The sequence below is a fragment of the Streptosporangium sp. G12 genome, assembly GCF_052983175.1.
The window spans coordinates 12,509-33,779 of the sequence record NZ_JBRIQO010000046.1; the positions used below are offsets into that span (position 1 = coordinate 12,509).

Here is a 21,271-nt window from a genome sequence, read left to right on the forward strand (position 1 = left end):
CCGGCGTTGTCCGCATGCCCCGGCTCGCGTTCCTGCCCGATCGGCGGACGCCTCGCCCGGCGTCCGGCGCCATCAGAACCGAGGAGATCTCCCATGACTTTCGACTCCGCCCGCTGGCAGGCCCGGCTCGACGAGCTTCGCGCCGCCCACCACGTGCCGGGGGCGTCGCTCGCCGTGCTGGTCGACGGGAACGTCCACGAACTGGCGAGTGGTGTGTTGCACCGGGCGACCGGGGTGGAGGTGACGACCGACTCGGTGTTCTTGTCCGGTTCGCTCGCCAAGGTCTACACCGCGACTCTGGTGATGCAGCTGGTCGACTCCGGTGAGCTGGAACTCGACACGCCCGTGGTGAGCGTGCTGCCGGAGTTCGCCACCCCGGATCCGGAGGCCACGAAGACGATCACGATCCGTCGGCTGCTCAGTCACACCGGCGGGCTGACCTGCGACTTCACCTACGACTCCGGCCGTGGCGACGACTGCCTGGCCAGGTACGTCGAGGCCGCCAGGGAAGTGGCGCCGGACTGCTCACCCGGGACGGCGCTGTCGTACAGCAGCGTCGGGTACGCCGTGCTGGGCCGTGTCGTCGAGGTGCTGACCGGCCTGACCTGGGACCGGGCGCTGAAGGAGCGGCTCCTCGCCCCGCTCGGGCTGGAGCACTCGATGACGCTGCCCGAGGAGGCGCTGCGGTTCCGCGTGGCCATGAGTCACCTGGGGGAGCCGGGCGCCGACCCCGACCCGGCCCCGGCCTGGGACCTGATGCCGCGCTCCGCCGGGCCGTACGGCAGGGTCATCGTCTCCGCGGGCGACGTCGCCCGGTTCGCGCGGGCACACCTGGACGGCGGCGTCGCCCCCGACGGCACCCGGGTCCTGTCCGCCGGCGCCGCCGCGGAGATGCGGCGGCGCGTGGTCGACAGCCCGGACAAGTGGACCGTCAGCGCCGACGGCTGGGGCCTGGGCTGGACCCTGTACGACTGGGACGGCGTCCCCGGCTTCGGTCACGACGGCGCCGCGATCGGCCAGTACTCCTACCTGCGCGTCGTCCCGCACGCGGGAGTGGCCGTCGTCCTGCTGGCCAACGGCGGCGGCACCGGCGGGCTGTACGCCGACCTGTTCCGGGAACTGCTGGGCGAGCTGGCCGGGGTGCGGATGCCGGACGCCTTCGGACCGGCGGCGAACCCGCCCGCGGTGGACATGACGCGGCTGGTGGGCACCTACCGGCGCGAGGGCGTCGTCACCACCGTCACCCAGGACGACGACGGCGCGCACATCCGGTACGAGTTCGTCGACGGCATGAAGGACTTCTCCCCGCCCCTGGAGATGGACCTGGTGCCGGTGTCGGAGACGGTGTTCGCCGCCTCCGGCGGTCCCTCCTTCGGAGGGGAGCACATTCCGGTGGTCTTCTCCACCCTGACCGACGGCACCGAATGCGTGTACATCGGCATGCGCGTAACCCCCAAGGTCGCCTGAACCCCGGCCCGGCGCCGTCGCCCGTGTGCTTCCCGGATCAGGTCGCGAATATCAGCCAGAGGTTCCAGCCGCCACCGGAGGCCAGGCATTCGTAGTCGTCGGCCCCGCCGGGATTGTGCGGCCACAGGTATTCCTCGCCCACGGCGACGCACTGGCCGTGGGTCTGGTAATGGTCGTGATACTGCCAGTAGTCCATCGCGCTGATGCTCGTGTAATCGGTGCCCTGACCAGCTGACGCGGCCGCCGCCACACCGCCGGTGAGCGCGAGGGCGGCTACCGCGAAAAGCCCCGCCGACAGCACGCGTGTACGAATTCCCATGGAAAGACCCCTCCGAAGTACGATCATCGCCGTCCCTCATTGAATGAAAGGTTCACGCCTCTCGCAAGAGGGCGGCGAAGGAGGCCCGAAAGGGGTAACGGGTTCTTTTGACAATTGAGCCGCAGCGTGCGACGGAATGGAACGATCCGTTTCCGGCTCGTCGAGAACGCCACGACGCGACCGGATTCCAGGAATGGCATGAAACTTTCCTCGCCGACCGCAAGACGCCCGAGCCGTGGAGGTCGCGGCGAGACCGGAACGAAGCACCTCCCGCGCGCGGGGGCGGTTCGCTCGCCCGGCGCTCACACGCGTACGCCCGGACCCACCCGGCACGCGGGTGGGTCCGGGCGCTTTCGCACCGGGCCCGGCGGGGAACCGGCCGGCTGATCCAGCCGGCCGGCCCGGCGGGCCCGTCCGTCTCCGGTGTCCGTCGCCGGTTCCTCCCCGGCGGCCGTCCCCGGCTACCTCAGGTCTCCGGTTGCTTCAGGTCTCCGGTTACCTCAGCCCGAAGGCCCGGACGATGGTCTGGGTGACGCTGTTGCCCGCGCTGTCGCGGGCGCCGGCGCGCAGGGTGACCGTGCGGGCGTCGCTCGGGGCGCGCAGTTTCGTCGTCCAGCCCTTCTTGTCGTGATCGAGGCTCGCCCTGCTCCAGGTGGCGCCGTCGTCGTAGGAGACGTCCAGGGTGGCGGTGCCGATCCGGCCCGAGTCCACCACCGACGGCAGGTGCAGCGGGGTGACGGTCAGCTCGGCCCGGCGGCCGGCCCGGCCCGCCCGGTCCACGTCGACGTCGTAGTCGAGCTGGATCAGCGGCAGGTCCCTGGTCGAGTTGCTCTCGACGTACCCCGAGGTGAAGTTCCACTCGGTCAGGGTGCGGGTCGAGTACGGGTACACCGAGGCGTCGCGGGACGCCTCGTTGACCAGGCGGTAGGGCAGCCGGTCGGGGCTGACGATCGGTGCCAGCATCAGCGTACGGTCGAGCCGTTCGGTCTTCGCCTGTTCCAGGAGGGTGTCGCCCTGGTAGAGCGAGAGGGTCTGCGTGGCGTTCGGGTTGAAGAGCGCCTCACCCGCGTGGCTGCCGCCCGAGGCTCCCCAGGAGGGCACGATGGCGACCAGCCCGTCGCCCGCGCGGGTCGGCAGCAGGGACGCCGTGTTCATCCGGGGGCGCTGGACCGGGCCGAGCCACCGTGCCTCGCTGGTCGTACCGCCCTGGTAGGTGAGGATGTCCGAGCTCTGCTGGGTCTCGTCGGGGATGACGTACAGCGACTCGTGCCAGCGGACGGAGTCGTCGGTGGAGACCCAGTCGGTACGCCTGCTCTGCGCGGGCAGCGCGCTGGTGTAACCGCTGAACCCGGAGCGCAGGCCGTCCTGGAGGTCGATGCGGGTCTCCACGGCCGCCTGCTGCCTGTGGTTGTCGAGCGAGACGTCGACGCGGGCCAGGTCGCTCTTGCGCGGACGGTAGGTCGGGTCGGCCGGGACGGCCCCCTCCCACTTGTGGACGAGGTCGTAGAGGTAGGCGACGGTCGGGTGGGAGACGACGCGCAGCGGCACCGAGCCGCGCTGGAGGCGGGTGACGAGCCGCTCGCCCTCGTCGCGGGTGATCGACGCCACGGCCAGCGGGGCGTCGGTCTGCACCGCGTCCCAGGCGTCGAGCCGGCCGCGGCCGGGGTTGACGATCAGCAGGAGCTTCGCCCCCGCCTTCGCCGCCGCGTCGGCCTGCGCCTCCGGGGTGACGGACTCGCTCCATCGCACCACGGCGACCTTGCCCGACGCCTTCACCCCGGCGAACTCCGCCGCGGATCCCGCGCCGGCGAAGACCGAGCCGTAGGTCCAGCGGCCCTCGGGCAGCGGCTTGGAACGGGTCTGGATCAGCAGGTCGTCGAAGTCCTCCGTCTCGGAGGAGACCGCCAGGCGGGGCTGCTCGTCGCGCCAGCGCGCGGCGAACGTCAGCTTCCCGTCGGTGACCTTCGCGCCGGTGGGCAGTACCCAGAGGCTGTCGTGCTGCACGCCGGGAAGGTAGGAATCGCTCACGGCGCCGTTGCCGAACCCCCGGTAGAAGTCCATCCTGGCCATCGTCGTGGTCCGCGCCTGGTCCCTGCCGGACGGCAGGACGGATGTGACCTGGCGCGCGGCGGAGGCGTCCAGGGTGATCCGCGTGTCACCGGTGAGGGAGATCTTCGGCTTGCCGAGCAGCACCCTGCCCAGGGAGTACGCGCCGTTGACGCCTTCCACGTCGCCCCACATCCACAGGGCGTAGTCGCCGGTCGGCAGCCGCAGCTCGGCGGTGCCGGACGGGTCGACCCCGTGGTACTCGAGCGTCTGGTGCCCGTCGGGCAGATCCCGGGAGATCATCAGGTCCCCGGCGAGGGGCTTGCCCGCGCGGTCCCTGGCGTGCACGGTGAGCTTCGCCCGCTCGCCCTCCTTGTAGAAGCCGATCGCGGTGTGGGCCAGCAGGGCGCCCTCGGCGTCCCTCGCGTCGAGCCGCGCGCTGAGGTGGCCGTCGAGCTCGGCCCGGTCGACGTTCAGGACCACGTTCACCGTGGCGGTGCCGCGCGCCGGTACCGTGACCTGGGCCGCGGACAGGTCGAACAGGCCCTCGGGTGCCCCGCCGGTGACCGCGAGGTCGAGGGTGACCGGGTTCTCCCCGATGTTGGTGTAGGTGACCGGCTGCTCGCCCTTCTGGCCGGGGGCGTAGGGCCACCGGACCTTGACCTGGGCGGTGGCGGTGGCGAAGACGGTGTTCCGCGTGGCCGCCGCGACGTCGAGCATGCCGCCGCCGACCTGGTAGGCGCTGAACTGCGGCAGGAGCCTGCTGCTGCTGACCAGGGCGTCCTTGAGCTGCTGCCCGGTCCAGCCGGGGTGGGCCTTCGACAGCAGGGCCGCCGCTCCCGCGACGTGCGGGGTGGCCATCGAGGTGCCGCTCATCGTCTGGTACGAGCCCTCGCCCTCGGTGGCGTACTGCGACCTGGCCGCCAGCACGTCCACGCCCGGTGCGGCGATCTCCGGCTTGAGGCCGAAGTCCTCCACGCGGGGGCCCCGGCTGGAGAACGGCGCCAGCGCCGTGCCCTTCGGGGCGACGCTCACCGCGGCGACCGACAGCGCGGCGTCCGCGGTGCTCGGCGCGCTCACCGTGCTCTCCTCGGGGCCTGAGTTGCCGGCCGCGATGGTGAACAGCGCGCCGGTCTCGGCGCTGAGCTCGTTGACGGCCCGGCTGAGCGGGTCGGTGCCGTCCGTGGGCCCGCCGCCGAGGCTCATGCTGACGATCTTGGCGCGCTGGTCGCGGGCGGCCCACTCCATGCCCGCGATGATCCAGGAGTCCTGGCCGCTTCCCTGGTTGTCCAGGACCTTGCCGACCAGCAGGTCCGCGCCGGGGGCGACGCCCTTCTCCAGGCCCGCGGAGGCGGCGCCGGTGCCGGCGATCGTCGAGGCCACGTGCGTGCCGTGGCCGTGGCGGTCCTTGACGTCCTCGCCGGGGACGAAGGTGGCGGTGTTCTTGACCCGGTCCCTGAGATCGGGATGGTCGGCGTCGACCCCGGTGTCGAGGACGGCGACCTTCACCCCCTCGCCGGTGTTCCCGGCCGCCCACACCTCGGGGGCGCCGGTCTGCGCGACGGTGTCGGCCAGGTTCGCCCTGGCCTTGCCGTCGAGCCAGACCTTGGCGATCCCCGAGGTGAGGGAGGGAGCGCCGGTCGCGGTACGCGACTCCGCCCGCGGGTCCGACCCGGTGAGCGAGGTCCAGAAGCCCGCCGCGCCGTCACGGCCCGCGGACAGCGCGGCGCCCTGGATGCTGCTGAGCGTACGGACCTTCTCCGCCCCGCCCGGCACCTTCTCCGCGCGCCTGCCCACCGCGTCGTCGGTGTAGGTGACGATCAGGGGGAGGTGGTCGCTGCGCGCGTCGTCGTAGCCGTACTCCACGAGCCGCGTGACGTCGAAGAGCCCCTCGTCGAGGAGCCCCGCGCCGACGTACCTCGCGGCCGAGTCGGGATACACGTAGAGGTGGTCGTCGACGGTGCTGACCCGGGCGCCGACGCGCCCGCCGTCCGGGCCCGTGACCGACACGACGGTCAGGGCGCCGGCCACCCGCGCGAGCGCGACCTTGTCCCCGGTGATCAGGGTGACGGTGAACCGGGTCCCGGCGGCCTTGGCGGCGGGCTTCGCCGGGGTGTCCCCGGAAGCGGTCGCGGACGTTCGCGCGAAGGCTTTCGCGGAGGTCACGGAGGTCGCGGGAGTCGTCGCGCCGGCGGATCCGGTGACGGCGGCCGAGACCGGCGAGGCCGTGAGGAGAACCGTGAGCGCGGAGGCGAGGGCGAGCAGCCCGTGCCTCCGGGGGGGAGTGCCGTGCAAGGAGTTTCTCCCGAAGTGGCGATGGTACAAAAGATCAAGGGCCATGATTCGGGATAAAACGGGCGTATATCAACAATTCCGTATGGCTAATTTAGGACATGTCGTAATCCCGACAGGGAGGCGCGACGCCCGGGGAAGCCACGGGCGGCGCGACCCGATGTCCTGGAACGACATCCCGGACGACGGCCCGGAACGTGGGCGGTCGCTCGGTGGAACGCCCACGTGGCCACGCGCCTGATTGCCCGTTTGCCCGCTTGGCCATGTACCTGACCGCGCGCCGAACTAAGATCGACAGATGCTCGAGCCGCCCTCCACGGCGCAGGTGACACCGCCCCCGAGAACGCGTCCGAGGGCAGGCCGGGTGCTGCGGCGGCTGGTCGCCGTCGCGGTCGCCGTCTGCGCGCTGCTGGGCACGGTACGGCTCGTAGCGCCCGCCACCGCGAGCACGACCGGCGAGCCGCCCGGAGTCCGGCGGCAGCTGACGTTCCTGCGGGCGGCGCTCGACGGCGGTGCCGGTGACCAGGCGCAGAGCCTGTTCCCCGAGGGGTACTTCTTCCTGCACGCGCTGTACGGCCTGAGCCGGGTCGAGCTCGGCATGCGCGAACCGCCCGGCGAGCGGTCGGCGGCGCTGCGGGAAGCGCGCTGGGCGCTGGCCCGGCTGGAATCACCGTCCGGCCGCGCCCCGTTCAGCCCGGACCTCACCCCGCCGCACGGCGTCTTCTACCGGGGCTGGACCAACTGGCTGCGCGGCGGGACGCTCGCCCTGCAACCGCCCGAGCGACGCGACCCGGCCGAGCTGCGCCGGTTCGCCGACGACTCCGTCGCGCTCGCCGAGGCGTTCGGCGCGTCGGAGTCGCCCTACCTGGAGGCCTACCCCGGGAAGGCGTGGCCGGTCGACTCGACCGTGGCCATGGCGTCGCTGCGGCTGCACGACACGCTGCTGCCGTCCCGGTATGCCGGTACCGCCGAGCGATGGCTCCAGGCGGTACGCCGGCGGCTCGATCCCCGCACCGGCCTGCTCCCGCACGAGGCCGACCCCGGCACCGGCGCCCCGGCCGAGGTGGCCAGGGGCAGCTCGCAGAGCCTCGGCCAGCGCTTCCTCGTCGAGATCGACCCGGCCTTCGCCGCCGACCAGTACCGGCGCTTCCGCGACCACTACGTCGTCTCCCCGCTCGGCCTCGGCCCGGCCGTACGCGAGTATCCCGTCGGCATGGACGGCCCTGGCGACGTCGACTCCGGCCCTCTCCCGCTCGGCGTGAGCCTGTCGGCGACCGCGGTCGCCCTCGGCGCGGCCCAGGTCCACGGCGACGCCCCCCTCGCCGGAGCCCTGGCGAACTACGGCGAACTGGCCGGCCTGCCGATCGACACCCCGTGGACCAAGAGGTACGCCTTCGGCCTCCTCCCGATCGGCGACGCGTTCCTGGCCTGGTCGAAGACCGCACGCCCATGGGTGGCCTCACCACCCTCCCCGCCACCGGCGAGCATCTCGCCCTGGTGGCGCACGCCACTGCTGGCCTTGCTGCTCGTCATCGGCGTCGCGCCTTGGCTGCCTTCCTTGGTACGGCACCGCCGAGACCGTCGCGCCCGTCCCGAACAGGCAGACGCAACGGGCGAGACGGCGACCGAATGAGACCAGCGCGAAGGCCGGAGTGAAACGCTCGCCGTCATTGCCACCGGAGAGCTTATCGAGGGGCCGTGATGAGACCGGTCCGGATATCGGAGCGAAACGGTTCGCGAGCCGGCCGTATAGCGGAAAGCGGCCAATTTCATGCTGGAAAAGTGTCCGGTTTGACCTCATGGCTATTTGTTTGAGGTTGGGAACCCCCAGGAGAAACGTGCGTGCTCGGGGTTCCCAACCGCTGTCAGAAGTTGATGGCGTGGGTTGAGGAACCATGGCCGCCCGGAGCCGGCTCCGGTGAGGTGGAGCGGGTATCGGCCCTTCCGGTGATGATCGTCGGCCGCATAGGATGATTACATGCTTACTTGATCACTCAGAAAGTGGAGACGATGATCGTTGAGTACATCCGTTACCGCGTCCCCCGGGCCGAGGAGTTCGAGGCCGCCTACCGCCGGGCGGCGGTGCCGTTGGGCAGAGCGCCCCAGTGCCTGGACTACGAGCTGTCGAGATGTGCCGACGAGCCGGGCGTCTACATCCTGCGCATCGTCTGGACCTCCGCCAAGGGTCACCTGGAGGGCTTCCGTAACAGCGAGCACTTCACGGAGTTCTTCGCCGAGATAAAGCCGTACGTCGCGGACATCGAGGAGATGCGGCACTACGAGCCGGTGCTCAACAAGACCGAGCCGACGCTGTTCGACTGGGCGGGCGGCGCGACGGCGTTCGAGCGGCTGACCGAGACGTTCTACGGCCACGTGCGCGAGGACGAGGTGATCGGCCCGCTGTTCGCGCACATGGATCCGGACCATCCGCACCATGTCGCGCTGTGGCTGGCGGAGGTCTTCGGCGGTCCCGACCGCTACACCCGCGAGCGCGGGGGCTATGCGCACATGCTCTCCCAGCATCTCGGCAAGCACCTCACCGAGCGGCAGCGCCGCAGGTGGGTGAGCCTGTTGATGGACGCGGCCGACGAGGTGGGACTCCCCGCCGACCCCGAGTTCCGGGCGGCGTTCGCCGGATACATCGAGTGGGGCACCCGCCTCGCGGTACAGAACTCCCAGCCGGGCGCCACCCCGCCCTCGCAGGCGCCGGTCCCGCGCTGGGGCTGGGGGGTCGCCCCGCCGTACCGGCCGTGACCCCGGATCCTGGTCGGGGTTGCGGACGACCGCCACGGGAGAGTCATCCCGCCGTACCGGCCGTGACCCCGGCTCCGCGCCGGACGGCGCGGAGCCGCAGGCGGTCTCCCCGCCGTTCCCGGCAACCGCGGGGCGTACTCCTACTTCGGTGTCGACCGGCGGAAAGGGCCGAGGAACTCGGGCTGGGCCTCAGGACCCAGGACTGTGTGAGCCGACCTCCCGCTCTCCGCGTCCGGCGAGAGAGATGTGGTCGCGGATGATCTCGCCGACCCGGCGGGGCAGCAGGGGGGAGAAGAAGCCGTGCCCCATGCCGGGCACGGCCACCAGGCGCGCGTGCGGGATCTGCGCGGCGACCGCCTCGCCGTGCGGCAGCGGGCGGAGGGGGTCCTCGGTACCGTGCACGACCAGTGTCGGCGCGGTGACGGCGGAAAGCGGCGCGAGCCTGTCCTCGGTCATCACCTTCCCGGCCAGGTCGTGGTTGGCCGCGGCGCGCGGGTCGCCCAGCTCGCTCGCGGCCTCGACGAGCCGTCGCGCGGCCCGCTCGTCGAAGGGCAGGACGTCGCCGTTCAGCACGCGCCAGGTCTCCATGCCGGCCGCGATGTGCTCCTCGCGGGTGGCCGGGGGTGAGGTCGCCAGCCGGACGAGGTGCTGGAGGAACCGAGGCGTGGGCGGCGGCAGGTCGTCGGGGTCGGGATCCTGCCCGGCGAAGGCCCGGGCGAAGGCGGGCCCCGCGCTGTGGCCCATCGGACCGGTCATGATCGCGGTGAGGGTGAGCACGCGCTCGGGGCGGTGCACCGCCAGCCACTGCCCGATCGCGCCGCCGAGCGAGGCTCCCACGACGTGCGCGGCGGCCACCCCGTGCCCGTCCAGCACGGCTGTCGCGTCACCGGCCATGTCCGCCAGCGTGTAGGGGTGCGTCGCGAAGTCCACGCGGTCGGACCGCCCGGTGTCGCGATGGTCGAAACGGATCACCTGCAGCCCGCCTTCGAGGAGGGCCTCCACCAGTTCGTCCGGCCAGCCCATTCCCATCGTGGAGGTGCCCATGACGAGCAGCACCGCGGGATCTCGCGGATCGCCGAACCGTTCCGTCCACAGCCGCACATCGCCGGACACGACAAACTTCTCTTCGTTCGCCTTCACGAGCGCGAATTTATCGATTTCTTTTATGTGGGGCAAATCGCAATTAATGTGCTATTTGCGGTAATTCATGGTATAATGATAATCGCGTTTTTGTTTCTGATGTCCGGCTGGCCCGGTCCCGTCAGCCTGCGGTCCGCCCGTCGCAGAACACCTCCTTGAGGAGCTTTTCCAGCGCCTTCGGGAACACCTGCGCCGGGTCGATCGCGGCGTCCCCGGCGGTGATCGAGGCGGTCAGGGTCCTGCTGCCGTCGGGCGTGCTGTACATCAGCGCCCCGTAGCCGTTGACGCCGCCGTTGTGGTTGAGGACGGTGCCGACGCAGCCCGGGCCCGTGTCCTGCACGTACAGCCCGAGGCCGTAGCGGCCGAAGAGGCCGTCGCTCCCGGGGTGCGGCTCGCGCATCTCGGCCAGCAGCGGCGCCGGCAGGAGCCTGCCGCTCTGCAGCGCGGAGAAGAACGTGTGGAGATCCCTGGTGGTCGAGATCATCTCACCGGCGCCGAAGCTCCAGGAGGGGTTCTGGCGGGTGACGTCGACCACCTTCCACTGGCCGGCGTCCTGGTAGCGGTGGTAGCCGTGGGCGTGCGGCCCGGGGATCCCCGGCCGGGCACCCGGCACCACGGTGCCCCGCAGGCCGAGCGGCCGCAGGATCCGCCGCTTCATCTCCTCGGCGTAGGAGCGGCCGGTGACCTTCTCGATCAGCAGTCCGGCCAGCACGTAGTTGGTGTTGGAGTAGCTCCAGTTCGTTCCCGGCGCGAACTTCGCCGGCTTGGACAACGCCAGCCGTACCAGCTCCTCGGGCCGGTAGGTGTGGAACCGCTCGTCCACCCACTCCTGGCCCTGCCAGGGGATCCCGGGCACGACCGTCCCGTCGTCGTAGTACTCGCCGGTGTAGTTGAACAACCCGCTGGTGTGCTGCAACAGCATCCGCACCGTGATCCGCCGGTCCAGCTTGAACCGGGGCAGGTAGTCGGCCACCGCGTCGTCCAGCCCGACCTTGCCCTCGGCCACCAGTTGCAGCACCAGGGTGGCGACGAAGGTCTTGGTGGCGCTGCCGATCCGGAAGTGGCCGTCTGTCGGCGGCTTGGCGCTCCGGCCCAGCTTGCGCACCCCGGCGCTGCCGGCCCACTCGCCCCGCTGATCGTGCACGCGCATCTGCATTCCGGCGTAACCGGCATCGACGAATTCCTGGACGGCCTTCCGCAGCTCCGGGCGATCCTGCCCGGCAGCGGCTTTCGGCGCCGGCCTGCCGTCCGCGGTGGCCACCCCGGGTGTGGCCGCCCCGGCCAGCAGCACGGCCGCCAGCGCCGTGACCGCCACTCGCCGGAGGACCTCGCCGCGGATGACCGGGCGCCGGTGCACGCCGGAGATGCGCGCCCTGGTCGTCGCAGTCGCTGTTGGGAATGGGGTTCTCATGGTTCCTCGTCTCTGGTGTCGCACTCGGGCGAAGAGCTCGCCGAGCGAATCGGGGGCGATGGGGATGGGGCGGGGCGACCTCTTCGGCCGGTACGGCCGGGCGCGGCGTGGGAGGCGCCACGTCGAGCCGGATCAGGACGGACTCGATCGGCACGGCCCTAGGAGATCTTGCGGCGGTAGGTGTTCATGGCGAAGACGTACGCGACGACGAGGATGCCGACGCACCAGCCGAGGGCGATCCAGATGTCGGTGCCGACCGGCTGCTGGGTGAACAGGTCGCGGATGGCGTTGACGATGGACGTCACCGGCTGGTGCTCGGCGAAGAAGCGCACCGGGCCGGGCATGGTGTCGGTGGGCACGAACGCCGAGCTGAGGAACGGCAGGAAGATGAGCGGGTAGGAGAACGCGCTCGCGCCCTCCATGGTCTTGGCGGACAGGCCGGGGATGACGGCGATCCACGTCAACGCCAGGGTGAACAGGATCAGGATGCCCGCGACCGCGAGCCACGCCGGCACTCCCGCCGCAGAGCGGAAGCCCATGAGCAGGGCGACGAGCACGACCACCACGAGCGAGATCACGTTGGCGACCAGCGAGGTCAGCACGTGTGCCCACAGCACCGACGAGCGTGCGATCGGCATGGACTGGAAGCGCTCGAAGATCCCGCCCTTCATGTCCATGAACAGCCGGAACGCGGTGTAGGCGATGCCCGAGGCGACCGTGATGAGCAGGATGCCGGGCAGCATGTAGTTCACGTACGAACCCGACCCCGTTCTGATCGCGCCGCCGAACACGTAGACGAACATCAGCATCATGGCGATCGGCATGATCGCGGTCGTGATGATGGTGTCCGGGCTGCGCGCGATGTGGCGCAGGGATCGTCCCAGCAGGACGGCGGTGTCGCCGAGGAAATGCCTGTTCATCGTTGTTCCTTACTCGTCTGTGCCGGCGTTGCGGTCGTCGCCGGCGTCGCGTCCTTGCCGTCGGCGCCGACGAGGGAGAGGAAGACGTCCTCCAGGGTCGGCTGCTTCTCGACGTACTCGACCTTGGCGGGTGGGAGCAGCTGCTTGAGCTCGGTGAGGGTGCCGTTCACGATGACCCGGCCCTCGTGGAGGATCGCGATCCGGTCGGCGAGTTGCTCGGCCTCGTCCAGATACTGCGTGGTGAGCAGCACCGTCGTACCCTGGGCGGCGAGCTCCCTGACGGCCTGCCACACCTCGATGCGCGCCTGGGGGTCGAGCCCGGTCGTCGGCTCGTCGAGGAAGATGACCGGCGGGTTCCCGATGAGGCTCATCGCGATGTCGAGGCGGCGGCGCATGCCACCCGAGTACGTCGACGCCTTCCGCGCGCCCGCGTCGGTCAGCGAGAAACGGGTGAGCAGGTCGTCGGCGATCCTGCCCGGATCCTTGAGGTGCCGTAACCGGGCGACCAGCACGAGGTTCTCCCGCCCGCTGAGGATCTCGTCCACGGCGGCGAACTGCCCGGTGAGGCTGATGGACTCCCGCACGTCCGCCGCCTGCGTGGCGACGTCGAAGCCGTTGACGCCGGCCGTGCCCGCGTCGGCCTTGAGCAGGGTGGACAGGATTCTCACGACCGTGGTCTTGCCCGCCCCGTTCGAGCCGAGCAGGGCGAAGATGCTGCCCCGCGCCACCTCGAAGTCCACGCCGCGCAGCACACGCAGCTCCTTGTACGACTTCTCCAGGCCCCGCACGTGGATCGCGGGCCCCTGGACCTGATCGGTTGTCATCCGTACATCCGTTCTCTGCCTGGTCACGGCTTGTCGCCCGTGACGCGATCGATGGCGTCGGTCAGCCGTTCCCGCTCCCGGTTGATCCACTGACCCCCCGGGTAGTTCTGGAGGAACGCCTCGACGAACTCCACGGGGTTCTCCCCGACGATTTCGCGGATCGGGGTTCCGCTCGCCACGCTCTGTTCGAACAGGTCGGCGAGGTCGTCGTACATCGAGGCCGCGTCGGAGCTGTCCCCCGGCCCGAAGTGCATCAGGTACCGCTCCAGCGCCTCGACCGCCGCGCGATAGTCCTCGGGAAGCTGTCTGACGCGCGCCTTGTACTGCCGGTAGCGCTTCTTGTCCTCGAGCGGCCCTGTGACCACCTCCAGGTACTGCCGGTAGCGGCTCTTCGGCTCGTTCGACCCTGTTTCCATGTCTAGTTGCCTCCTTCGTGGAGCTGTTCGAGCCGTTCTGCGAGGAAGCTCCAGTTCCTCCAGAACTCTTCGAGATATTCACGTCCCTGAGCGTTCAGGGAGTACACCTTGCGCGGCGGCCCCTTCTCGGACGGGACCTTCTCCACGTCGACGAGACCGCGCCGCTCGATCCTGACGAGCAGGGCGTAGACGGTGCCCTCGGCGATGTCGGAGAAGCCCTGGTCCCGCAACCACGCCGTGATCTCGTAGCCGTACGCGGGCCGACCGGACAAGATCGCGAGGACGATGCCCTCCAGCGTTCCCTTGAGCATCTCCGTCAGCTGCTTGCTCATGGGGCACCCCCTCCAGCTACTTAATGTCGCTGACTACTGGTACAAAGTAACACTGACTACCGGTACATAGCAACACTAAATAGCTGAGACGCGAGACCGGACCGTGAGCGTGTGGGTGCGTGTGACCTGATCGCCGCTCGCGAGCGGGCTCGCCGTTCCTCGGGAGAGAAGAGGTCGCGTCAGCGCGCCGGAGACCGCGATTCCCGGCCTCGCCGACGCGGACACGACGGGAGCACCGGCGACCACGAGCACGGCCGCGAATTCCGCGATCACTGAACCGTTCATGGCATTCACGATCGCCGACCGCCCTGATACCGGGCCGCCGCCGTGCTGACACGGCCGCTGACGCGACACCGCGTCAGGTCCGATCGTCGCCGGACCTCCGTCGGCCTGGCGCACCGCCCGGCGTGGCCTTCGTCACCGGCCCGTTCAGGGGCGCCGGGTGGATTCGCGGCCGACCAGGTGCCAGGCGACCTCGGTGTCCCGGTCGGCCGAGGTGAGGTGGCCGAGGGCAGTACGGGCGCAGCGGGCGCCCTGGTCGCGGAGGGACTGGGCGACGGTGGTGAAACCGGAGGTGTCGGAGTCGTCCTAATTGTTGAGTCTGCTGCAACGAGACCAGATTCGAAGACTGGAGTGAAACATTGACTACCTGATAGTGGGACGAGCTCCATCATTAGCCGCAATGAGACCGGTCCGGAGACCGGAGTGAAACGAGGTGACCATCACGGCGATCATCGCCGAAAGCTACGAGCCGCAATGAGACCGGAGTGAAACACCGCGCCGTCTGCTGATGCTCGGCCACGCTGATCGCGCCGCAATGAGACCGGTCCGGAGACCGGGGTGAAACATGCGGTCTGGAGCCCGTGCTTGCCGTTCGTGCTGGAAGGCGACGGAGTGCTCGATCGTGAGAGGTGTTCTCCTTACTGGTCTGGGTCAGCGATCTCGATGATGTGCAGCGGCGCGTCCAGGGTGCTCGACAGCCACGCCCACATAGAGGCTTTGAGCGTGAGGATCGGGCAGATCGCCACATCAGCGATCGCGGCCGCGTGGGCGTCGAACAAGTTGAGCTCGGTTGACGACATGAGATTTACCATGGCGGCAAGTTTCGCGGCCTGGGGGATGCCATCAAGCGGAGCAACGGTGGTGCGTTCGAACGCGGCCAGGCCGGTGAGGAGCGCCTGTGCGTCAGGAAGACCCTGGCTGTCAAGTAAGGCGCCGGCCGCCGTGAGGGACGGGATGACCAGGGAGTGACCTGCCCGGTCGAAATCCTGTAGGAAGCCGATCAGATCGGCGTCACCGCGGGCGACATCGACGAGGACGCTGGAGTCGAGGATGTAGGGGGTGGGGGTGAAGTCACTCACCGGGCGCCGCCGGGAACCCTTGCTCGGCGAGTTGGAGGTTCACGTGCCGCCGCATGCGCGCCACCCGGTCGGGGTCGGCGCTGCGGGCGCGTTCCCGCAGGAGGGCTAGGCCGTGCTGGTCGGCGATGCGTTTGGCGGCGACGGAGTCGTTGAAGACGGCGGCGACGCTGGTTGCTTTGCCGGTGGCAACCAGGTGTTCGGCGTATCTAGCGACGTCGGGGTCGACGGTGATCGTGATTCGTTCCTTCTTCTCTCCGCTCATACTCGTCATCATACTCAAATGGTGTTGGCTGGGCAGGAGAAACTCCGCCGGCCGCAATGAGGCCGGTCCGGAGACCGGGGTGAAATCGGGGTGTCGACGGCAACCGCGTGGCGATACGTGCAGGAGGCGGTGGCGTTGCTGTTCGGCGCGCTCGCCCAAGCTCGGCCAGGCGCTGCGCAAGGCCAGGCGGGACGGGTTGTGCTACCTGGTGCTGGACGGCACGCTGATCCACACCGGCCGGATCAAGGCCGACCGGCCGTGCTTCTCGGCAAGCACCGCGTGCACGGAATGAACGTCCAGGTCATCGCCTCGCCGGCCGGGCGATCCTGTGGACCTCCGGGGCCCTGCTGGGCAAGGCACATGATCTGAGCGCTGCCCGCATCTGGGGCATCCTGCGTGCGCTGGAGCGGGTGGGAATCATCACCCTGGCCGACAAGGCGTATCAGGGAGTCGGGGGCCCACTCGCCACCCCGTACAAGGGCAAGAACAAGCCCGCGTCACAGAAACAGGCCAACCGTTCCCATGCCAAGCTCCGCGGACCCGGCGAACGCGCCAATGCCCAGCTGAAGAGCTGGAAGATCCTCCGGAAGCTACGCTGTAGCCCCGGCAAGGCCGGCCACCTGTGCAAGGCCATCGCCGTCCTTCAAAACCACCGCGTCGCACAAACCGCCTGAGGATGAAAAAGGTTCAATGGTTCGAGGCGTCGAAGAAGGCGCTTAACAAGCACCACTTCGTATACCGGCGCGACGGCGGAACGGACGAGAGGAGCAATCTTCGCCTCGTATACGCCGATTGCCACCGTCAGCATCACGCAGGTGATGGCAACCGAACCCGGAAACAGGAACCCGCAACGCCCCTGGGGCTTGCTTGAGCCGTGGTGCGGGGAAAGCTCGCATGCCCGGTTCTGAGGGGGCCGGGGCGCAGCAATGCGCTCCGGCTACCCGACTGTACGTGGAGAACTTGGCGGTGTCGGGTCTGGCGCGCACGAAGCTGGCCAAGAGCGTGCACGACGCGGGCTGGTCACAGTTCGTGGCCATGCTGGAGTAAAAGGCGAGGCGGTACGGGCGGACCTTGCCAGGATCGACCGCTGGTTCCCCAGCTCGAAGCTGTGCTCGACGTGCGAAAGCCTCGCCACCTCGATGCCGCTGGATGTCCGGTCGTGGATCTGTGCCTGTGGCGCGGCCCACGACCGGGATGTGAACGCGGCGATCAATGTGCTGGCCGAAGGACGACGAATCGTCGCCGCTGGGACGCGGCGGGAGGCGGAGACGTCAAACGCCTGTGGAGACTTGGTAGGACCACCGCTCGCGGTGGCGTGGGTCGACGAAGCAGGAAGCCTCAGAGGTGCTGCGTGACGCGGCACGGACTGAATCCCCGGCCTTTCAGGCCGGGGAGCGCGTCAACACACCGATATCGACAGTGGTGTCGTCGTCGCCGTCATCGTCGCGATCTTCATCGTGATGTTCCTCGTCTCGCTCCGCGCCACCCGACGTCTCGGACGTCCCTGGTTCGCCGTCGCCGGAGCTCTGGCCTACCCGCTGTACCTGATCCACGCGCACATCGGTTTCATCGTCTTCGATCGGCTCGGCGACAGCGTGCCACGCTACGTCCTGCTGGCCGGCCTGCTGGTGCTGATGCGCCTGGGGGCCTACGCCATCCACGCCCTGGTCGAACATCCGCTGGCGCCCCTGCTGAAACGGCTCCTCACTCCGGCGGCTCGGTGACGCCGTGCCGCGTCCGTCTTTCAGGGGCGCCGGGTGGAGGCGCGGCTGACCAGGTGCCAGGAGACGTCGGTGCCCCGGTCGGTGGGGGCGGGGTGGCCGAGGGCGGTGCGGGCGCAGCGGGCGCCCTGGTCGCGCAGGGACTGGGCGATCGTGGTGAGTCCGGCGGAGGTGGCCGCGTCGGAGTCGTCCCAGCCGCTGAGGGCGAGGTCGCCGGGGACGTCCAAGCCCAGCCCGGTGGCGGTGCGCAGCGCGCCGAGGGCCAGCTCGTCGCTCATCGCGGCGATCGCGTCGCAGGCGTACGGACCGGTGAGCAGCTCTGCCGCGACGGCCTCGGCCTCGTGCGCGCTGTTGGTGGAGCAGACGGCGACCAGGACCTGTGACCAGTCGCCACCGGCCTCGGCCCAGGCGTCGCGGTAACCGCGCAGGCGCTGCCGGGTGACCCGGAAGGTCGAGGCGTCGGGGTCGACTCCCGCGGACGCGTTGTTCGGGTCGAGGGTCGCGGGGACGGGGGTGACGGGGGCGACGGGGGCACGGACGGGATCGGACGGCGCGGCAGCGGGAACTCGACCGCGATCCGCAGGAGGAGTACGCCCGGGATCGGGGAGGGCGGGGGAGGGGGTGACGCCCCCGGGATGGCCTCCCCCGGGATGGCCGGTTCCGGGGAGCGGGCGGGGAGCGGCCGTGCCGAAGGCGACCCGGGGGATTCGGTCGCGGTCGAGGGGGAAGCTCAGCACCCCGGGCCGCCGCGCCCCCGCGAAGACCTCGCGGCCGACGGCCGCCGCCGCGGCCCGGTCGTCGGCGGCGACGAAGGAGAGGCCGTCGCGGCGCGGGCCCCCGTGGACCACGGCGGGCAGGCCGGTGGCGGAGATGGCGTCGATGACGGGGTCGTCGTCGGCGGTCGTCCAGACCACGAAGGCGTCGACGGCCGCCTCGGTGACCCGGTCGACGTCGGAGGGGCTTCCGGTGACGGGGACGAGTGTGAGCGCCATGCCGTGGTCGGCGCAGACCTGCGCGACGCCGGACAGGAAGCGGGTCGCCTGCGGGTCGTCGAAGGCGTAGGTGAGGTGCTCGCCCAGGACGACGCCCAGGTTGCCGGTCCGGCCGCTGCGCAGCGAGCGCGCGCCGGGGTGCGGGCCCGGGTAGCCGAGACGCTCGGCGGCCTCGCGGACCTTGGCCCGCGCCTCGTCGGAGACCCGGCCCGGCCGGCCGTAGGCGTACGAGACGGTCATCACCGACACCCCTGCCGCGCGGGCGACCTCGGCCATGGTCACCCGGCGTCGCGCCGCCCGTTCGCTCATGGGTCGAGGATATCTGTGTATCGATACACAGCTGATTTGTGTATCGTTACACACATGTCAGGAGGAATGGGCGGAGTTCGGGCGCGTACCGCTTACATGGGGTTCGCCGCCTTCGGTGCTTTCTGGGGAGTGTGGGGTGCCTCGGTGCCCGCGATCCGTGCTCAGGCGCAGCTGAGCGACGGGCAGCTGGGCACGGCGCTGCTGTTCGTCGGGGCGGGGGCGCTGCCCGCGATGCTCGTCACCGGCAGGGCGGTCGACCGCTGGGGGCTCCGGGTGGCCGCGTTCCTGCTGGTGACGCTCGGCGCGGTGGGGACGCTGGTGGCCGTGGCGGGACGCGACTTCTGGAGCCTGTCGGCGGGGCTGGCGCTGCTCGGCGCCTCCTCGGGGGCGGCCGACGTCGCGATCAACTCGGCGGCGGCCTCGGCGGAGCGGACGTCCGGCCGGCCGGTCATCACCCGCGCGCACGGCACCTTCTCCGCCATGGTGGTGGCCGGCAGCCTCTCCACCGGGCTGTTGCTCGGCGGCCTGGGACTGCCGGTCGTCGTGCCGTTCCTGCTGGTCGCGGGGGCCGCGGCCGGCGCGGCCCTCGGCGTCCTGGCCGACCGGCGGGCCGCCTCGGCCGTCGGGAGGATCGTCCCGGACGCGGCGGGGGCCGCCCGGGACGGCGAGCGGCGGGGGCACCGAGGGCACAGGGGGCACGCTGTGCGCCTGTTCCCGCTGCTCGTGGTCGGCGGCCTCGGCGCGCTCGCCTTCGCGGTGGAGAACGCCCACCAGAGCTGGGGTGCGGTCTACCTGGCCGACGTGGCCGGCGCGGGTCCCGCGCTCGCGGCGGCAGGTCCGGCGGTCTTCGCCGCCGTCGTCGCCCTCACCCGCTTCGCGGCCGGCGCGGTCGGCTCCCGGCACGCCGCGACCGTGCTCGTCTGCGGCGCCGCGACGGCCGCCGCCGGGACCGCGCTGGTGTCCGTCGCGACGGCCGTCCCGGCGGTCCTGCTGGGACTGGCCCTGGCCGCCGCCGGCACGGCGGTGCTCTTCCCCATGCTGATGGGTGTCGTCGCGGCGCACGTGGGCGAGGCGGCGAGGGGGAGGGCGACGTCCGTGGTCACCACAGTGGCCTACCTGGGGTTCCTCGCCGGTCCGGTCTACGTCGGGCGCTGGGCCGAGGGGACCGGCCTGCCGGGGGCGATGGTGGCCGTCGCCGCGCTGGCCGTCGCCCTCGCGGTCCTCACCTGGCCGTCGCTGCGCTCGGCCGTCGGTGACGGTTCCCCGTGGGACTCGTCTCCGCACACCCCTCAGCCGTCGCATGTGAGGGAAGGGAGGTTCATGGCATAAGGTGGCTCGTCGGTGCGTTCAGGATGGACGCGCACGATGACCGCTCGGCGGCCGCGAAAGCGGTATCAACCCCGGTCGAAGCCCGCCACCCCGGTGGGCTCCCGAACCGGGCGGAGTCTCCGTCTGGATGATGGACGGAGAGATGTTGACCTCGTACGTCGCCGTGCTCGGCTCGCCCGGAGCCTGGCGCTTCCTGCTTCCCGCCTTCGTCGCGCGCCTTCCGAACGCGATGCTCCAGCTCGGCGTGCTGCTGCTCGTGCACTGGTCCACCGGCTCGTACGGCGCGGCCGGGGTCGCCGCCGCCGTGGCCGCGGTGGCGCCCGCGCTGGTCGGCCCGCGCACCGGGCGGCTCGCCGACCGGTACGGCCAGGCGAGGGTGCTGGTCCCGCAGGTCGTCGTGCACGCCGTCGCGCTGGGCGTCCTGCTCGTGCTCGCCTCGGTGCACGCCTCCGCGGTCTCGCTGGTGGTCGTCTCGGCGCTGGCCGGGGCGACGATGCCGCAGGTCGGCTCGATGGTCCGCGCCCGCTGGGCGCACGTGCTCGGCGGGTCGGGCAGGCTGGACACGGCCTTCGCCCTCGAGTCCATCACCGACGAGCTGACCTTCACCCTCGCTCCGGTGCTGCTCGTGGCCATCTCGACCGGGTTCTCACCGGTATGGGCACTGTCGGTGGCGCTGGTGATGGTCGTGGTGGGGACGCTCGCGTTCGCCGGGGTCCGCAGGGGTGCCCCCGAACCGATGCCGGTCCTGGTCCGTTCCCAGCGCGGCGTGCTGCGGCTGCGCGGGGTGGCCGTGCTCGCGCTGGCCTTCGTCGCCCTCGGCACCGTCTTCGGCAGCCTCCAGGTCGGCGTCACCTCCTACACCGCGGCCCTCGGCCAGGCCGGCGCCGCCGGACCGGTCTACGCGAGCTTCTCCGGCGCCAGTTTCGTCGGGGGCATCCTCTACGGCGTGGTCCGCTGGCGGGTCGGCGCCCCGGTCAGGCTGGTCGCCGCCTTCGGCCTGCTCTCCGCGGCCACCGTCGCCCTGACGCTCGCCGGATCCGTCGCGTTGCTGTACGCCGGAGCCGCCGTGGCCGGGTTCGTCATCGCCCCGGCCGTCATCACCGGCTACACCCTGGTCGAGGGCCTCATCCCGGCGGAGGTGAGGACCGAGGCCTTCACCTGGCTCAACGGCTCCGTCGGCGTGGGCATCGCCGCGGGCGCGGCCGTCGCGGGCCAGCTCGTGGACCGCTTCGGCGCGGCGTTCGCCTTCCTCGTCCCCCCGGTCACCACCGGCCTGGCCGCCCTGCTCGTGCTGGTCTTCCTGCGCCGCCTGCGGCCGGGGGCCGACCGCGCCCCGGCGCGCGACCTGGTCTCCGCGGCCTGAGAGGCACCGCGCT

At 70.9% G+C, this 21,271-nt stretch carries 19 protein-coding genes and 1 pseudogene; 9 read left to right on the forward strand and 11 right to left on the reverse strand.

Going from position 1 to position 21,271, the window contains the following annotated elements:
- The first annotated feature begins 93 nt into the window (after positions 1-93).
- The gene (locus ACVCAG_RS42975; RefSeq protein WP_440089134.1) at positions 94-1,467 is read left to right on the forward strand and encodes a serine hydrolase; all 1,374 of its coding nucleotides are present in this window, start codon (positions 94-96) and stop codon (positions 1,465-1,467) included.
- A 37-nt stretch (positions 1,468-1,504) separates the two neighbouring features.
- Here ACVCAG_RS42975 and ACVCAG_RS42980 read toward each other — a convergent pair whose 3' ends face one another.
- Complete coding sequence (locus tag ACVCAG_RS42980; protein ID WP_440089133.1) at positions 1,505-1,786, reverse strand: hypothetical protein; 282 nt, start codon at positions 1,784-1,786, stop codon at positions 1,505-1,507.
- Between the two features lie 495 nt (positions 1,787-2,281).
- The gene (locus ACVCAG_RS42985; RefSeq protein WP_447191528.1) at positions 2,282-6,127 is read right to left on the reverse strand and encodes a S8 family peptidase; all 3,846 of its coding nucleotides are present in this window, start codon (positions 6,125-6,127) and stop codon (positions 2,282-2,284) included.
- Between the two features lie 295 nt (positions 6,128-6,422).
- On the opposite strand from ACVCAG_RS42985, the gene ACVCAG_RS42990 reads away from it, so the two are divergent.
- Complete coding sequence (locus ACVCAG_RS42990; protein WP_440089131.1) at positions 6,423-7,757, forward strand: hypothetical protein; 1,335 nt, start codon at positions 6,423-6,425, stop codon at positions 7,755-7,757.
- Positions 7,758-8,110: 353 nt separating this feature from the next.
- On the forward strand, positions 8,111-8,878 hold the full coding sequence (locus tag ACVCAG_RS42995; RefSeq protein ID WP_440089130.1) for a group II truncated hemoglobin: 768 nt from the start codon (positions 8,111-8,113) through the stop codon (positions 8,876-8,878).
- 189 nt (positions 8,879-9,067) lie between these two features.
- Here ACVCAG_RS42995 and ACVCAG_RS43000 read toward each other — a convergent pair whose 3' ends face one another.
- From ACVCAG_RS43000 to ACVCAG_RS43035, 8 genes are all read right to left on the reverse strand, one after another.
- The gene (locus ACVCAG_RS43000) at positions 9,068-10,018 is read right to left on the reverse strand and encodes an alpha/beta fold hydrolase (protein WP_440089129.1); all 951 of its coding nucleotides are present in this window, start codon (positions 10,016-10,018) and stop codon (positions 9,068-9,070) included.
- Between the two features lie 121 nt (positions 10,019-10,139).
- Positions 10,140-11,429 (reverse strand): serine hydrolase, encoded by a 1,290-nt coding sequence (locus ACVCAG_RS43005; protein ID WP_440089127.1) that lies wholly within the window; start codon positions 11,427-11,429, stop codon positions 10,140-10,142.
- A gap of 158 nt (positions 11,430-11,587) precedes the next feature.
- Positions 11,588-12,349: an ABC transporter permease gene (locus ACVCAG_RS43010; protein ID WP_440089125.1), complete on the reverse strand. Its 762-nt coding sequence runs from the start codon at positions 12,347-12,349 to the stop codon at positions 11,588-11,590.
- Positions 12,346-13,173 (reverse strand): ATP-binding cassette domain-containing protein, encoded by an 828-nt coding sequence (locus ACVCAG_RS43015; RefSeq protein ID WP_440089124.1) that lies wholly within the window; start codon positions 13,171-13,173, stop codon positions 12,346-12,348. The genes ACVCAG_RS43010 and ACVCAG_RS43015 overlap by 4 nt, the downstream gene beginning before the upstream one ends.
- 23 nt (positions 13,174-13,196) lie before the next feature.
- The gene (locus tag ACVCAG_RS43020; protein WP_440089122.1) at positions 13,197-13,589 is read right to left on the reverse strand and encodes a DUF1048 domain-containing protein; all 393 of its coding nucleotides are present in this window, start codon (positions 13,587-13,589) and stop codon (positions 13,197-13,199) included.
- 2 nt (positions 13,590-13,591) lie between these two features.
- On the reverse strand, positions 13,592-13,921 hold the full coding sequence (locus ACVCAG_RS43025) for a PadR family transcriptional regulator (protein WP_362698131.1): 330 nt from the start codon (positions 13,919-13,921) through the stop codon (positions 13,592-13,594).
- A gap of 920 nt (positions 13,922-14,841) precedes the next feature.
- Positions 14,842-15,282, reverse strand: coding sequence for a hypothetical protein (locus ACVCAG_RS43030; RefSeq protein WP_440089120.1), 441 nt, complete (start codon positions 15,280-15,282; stop codon positions 14,842-14,844).
- Positions 15,275-15,544, reverse strand: coding sequence for a hypothetical protein (locus ACVCAG_RS43035; RefSeq protein WP_362698125.1), 270 nt, complete (start codon positions 15,542-15,544; stop codon positions 15,275-15,277). The genes ACVCAG_RS43030 and ACVCAG_RS43035 overlap by 8 nt, the downstream gene beginning before the upstream one ends.
- Before the next feature lie 90 nt (positions 15,545-15,634).
- Between ACVCAG_RS43035 and ACVCAG_RS43040 the strand changes: the two are divergent.
- The 4 genes and pseudogenes from ACVCAG_RS43040 to ACVCAG_RS43055 all read left to right on the forward strand — a co-directional run.
- Positions 15,635-16,218 (forward strand): annotated as a pseudogene (locus ACVCAG_RS43040) (transposase family protein); the annotation flags it as partial.
- 2 nt (positions 16,219-16,220) lie between these two features.
- Positions 16,221-16,415: an HNH endonuclease gene (locus ACVCAG_RS43045; RefSeq protein ID WP_440089118.1), complete on the forward strand. Its 195-nt coding sequence runs from the start codon at positions 16,221-16,223 to the stop codon at positions 16,413-16,415.
- A 235-nt stretch (positions 16,416-16,650) separates the two neighbouring features.
- Entirely contained in the window at positions 16,651-16,899 is a 249-nt protein-coding gene (locus ACVCAG_RS43050) for a zinc ribbon domain-containing protein (RefSeq protein ID WP_447191532.1), read from the forward strand.
- Positions 16,900-17,004: 105 nt separating this feature from the next.
- Complete coding sequence (locus tag ACVCAG_RS43055) at positions 17,005-17,268, forward strand: hypothetical protein (protein WP_440089116.1); 264 nt, start codon at positions 17,005-17,007, stop codon at positions 17,266-17,268.
- Positions 17,269-17,288: 20 nt separating this feature from the next.
- Here ACVCAG_RS43055 and ACVCAG_RS43060 read toward each other — a convergent pair whose 3' ends face one another.
- Positions 17,289-18,566, reverse strand: coding sequence for a substrate-binding domain-containing protein (locus ACVCAG_RS43060; RefSeq protein ID WP_440089115.1), 1,278 nt, complete (start codon positions 18,564-18,566; stop codon positions 17,289-17,291).
- Between the two features lie 54 nt (positions 18,567-18,620).
- On the opposite strand from ACVCAG_RS43060, the gene ACVCAG_RS43065 reads away from it, so the two are divergent.
- Both ACVCAG_RS43065 and ACVCAG_RS43070 read left to right on the forward strand, forming a co-directional pair.
- On the forward strand, positions 18,621-19,895 hold the full coding sequence (locus ACVCAG_RS43065; protein ID WP_447191529.1) for an MFS transporter: 1,275 nt from the start codon (positions 18,621-18,623) through the stop codon (positions 19,893-19,895).
- A gap of 142 nt (positions 19,896-20,037) precedes the next feature.
- Positions 20,038-21,258 carry an MFS transporter gene (locus ACVCAG_RS43070; RefSeq protein ID WP_440089112.1) on the forward strand — a complete coding sequence of 407 codons (1,221 nt, stop codon included), beginning with the start codon at positions 20,038-20,040 and terminating at the stop codon, positions 21,256-21,258.
- The last annotated feature ends 13 nt before the right edge of the window (positions 21,259-21,271 follow it).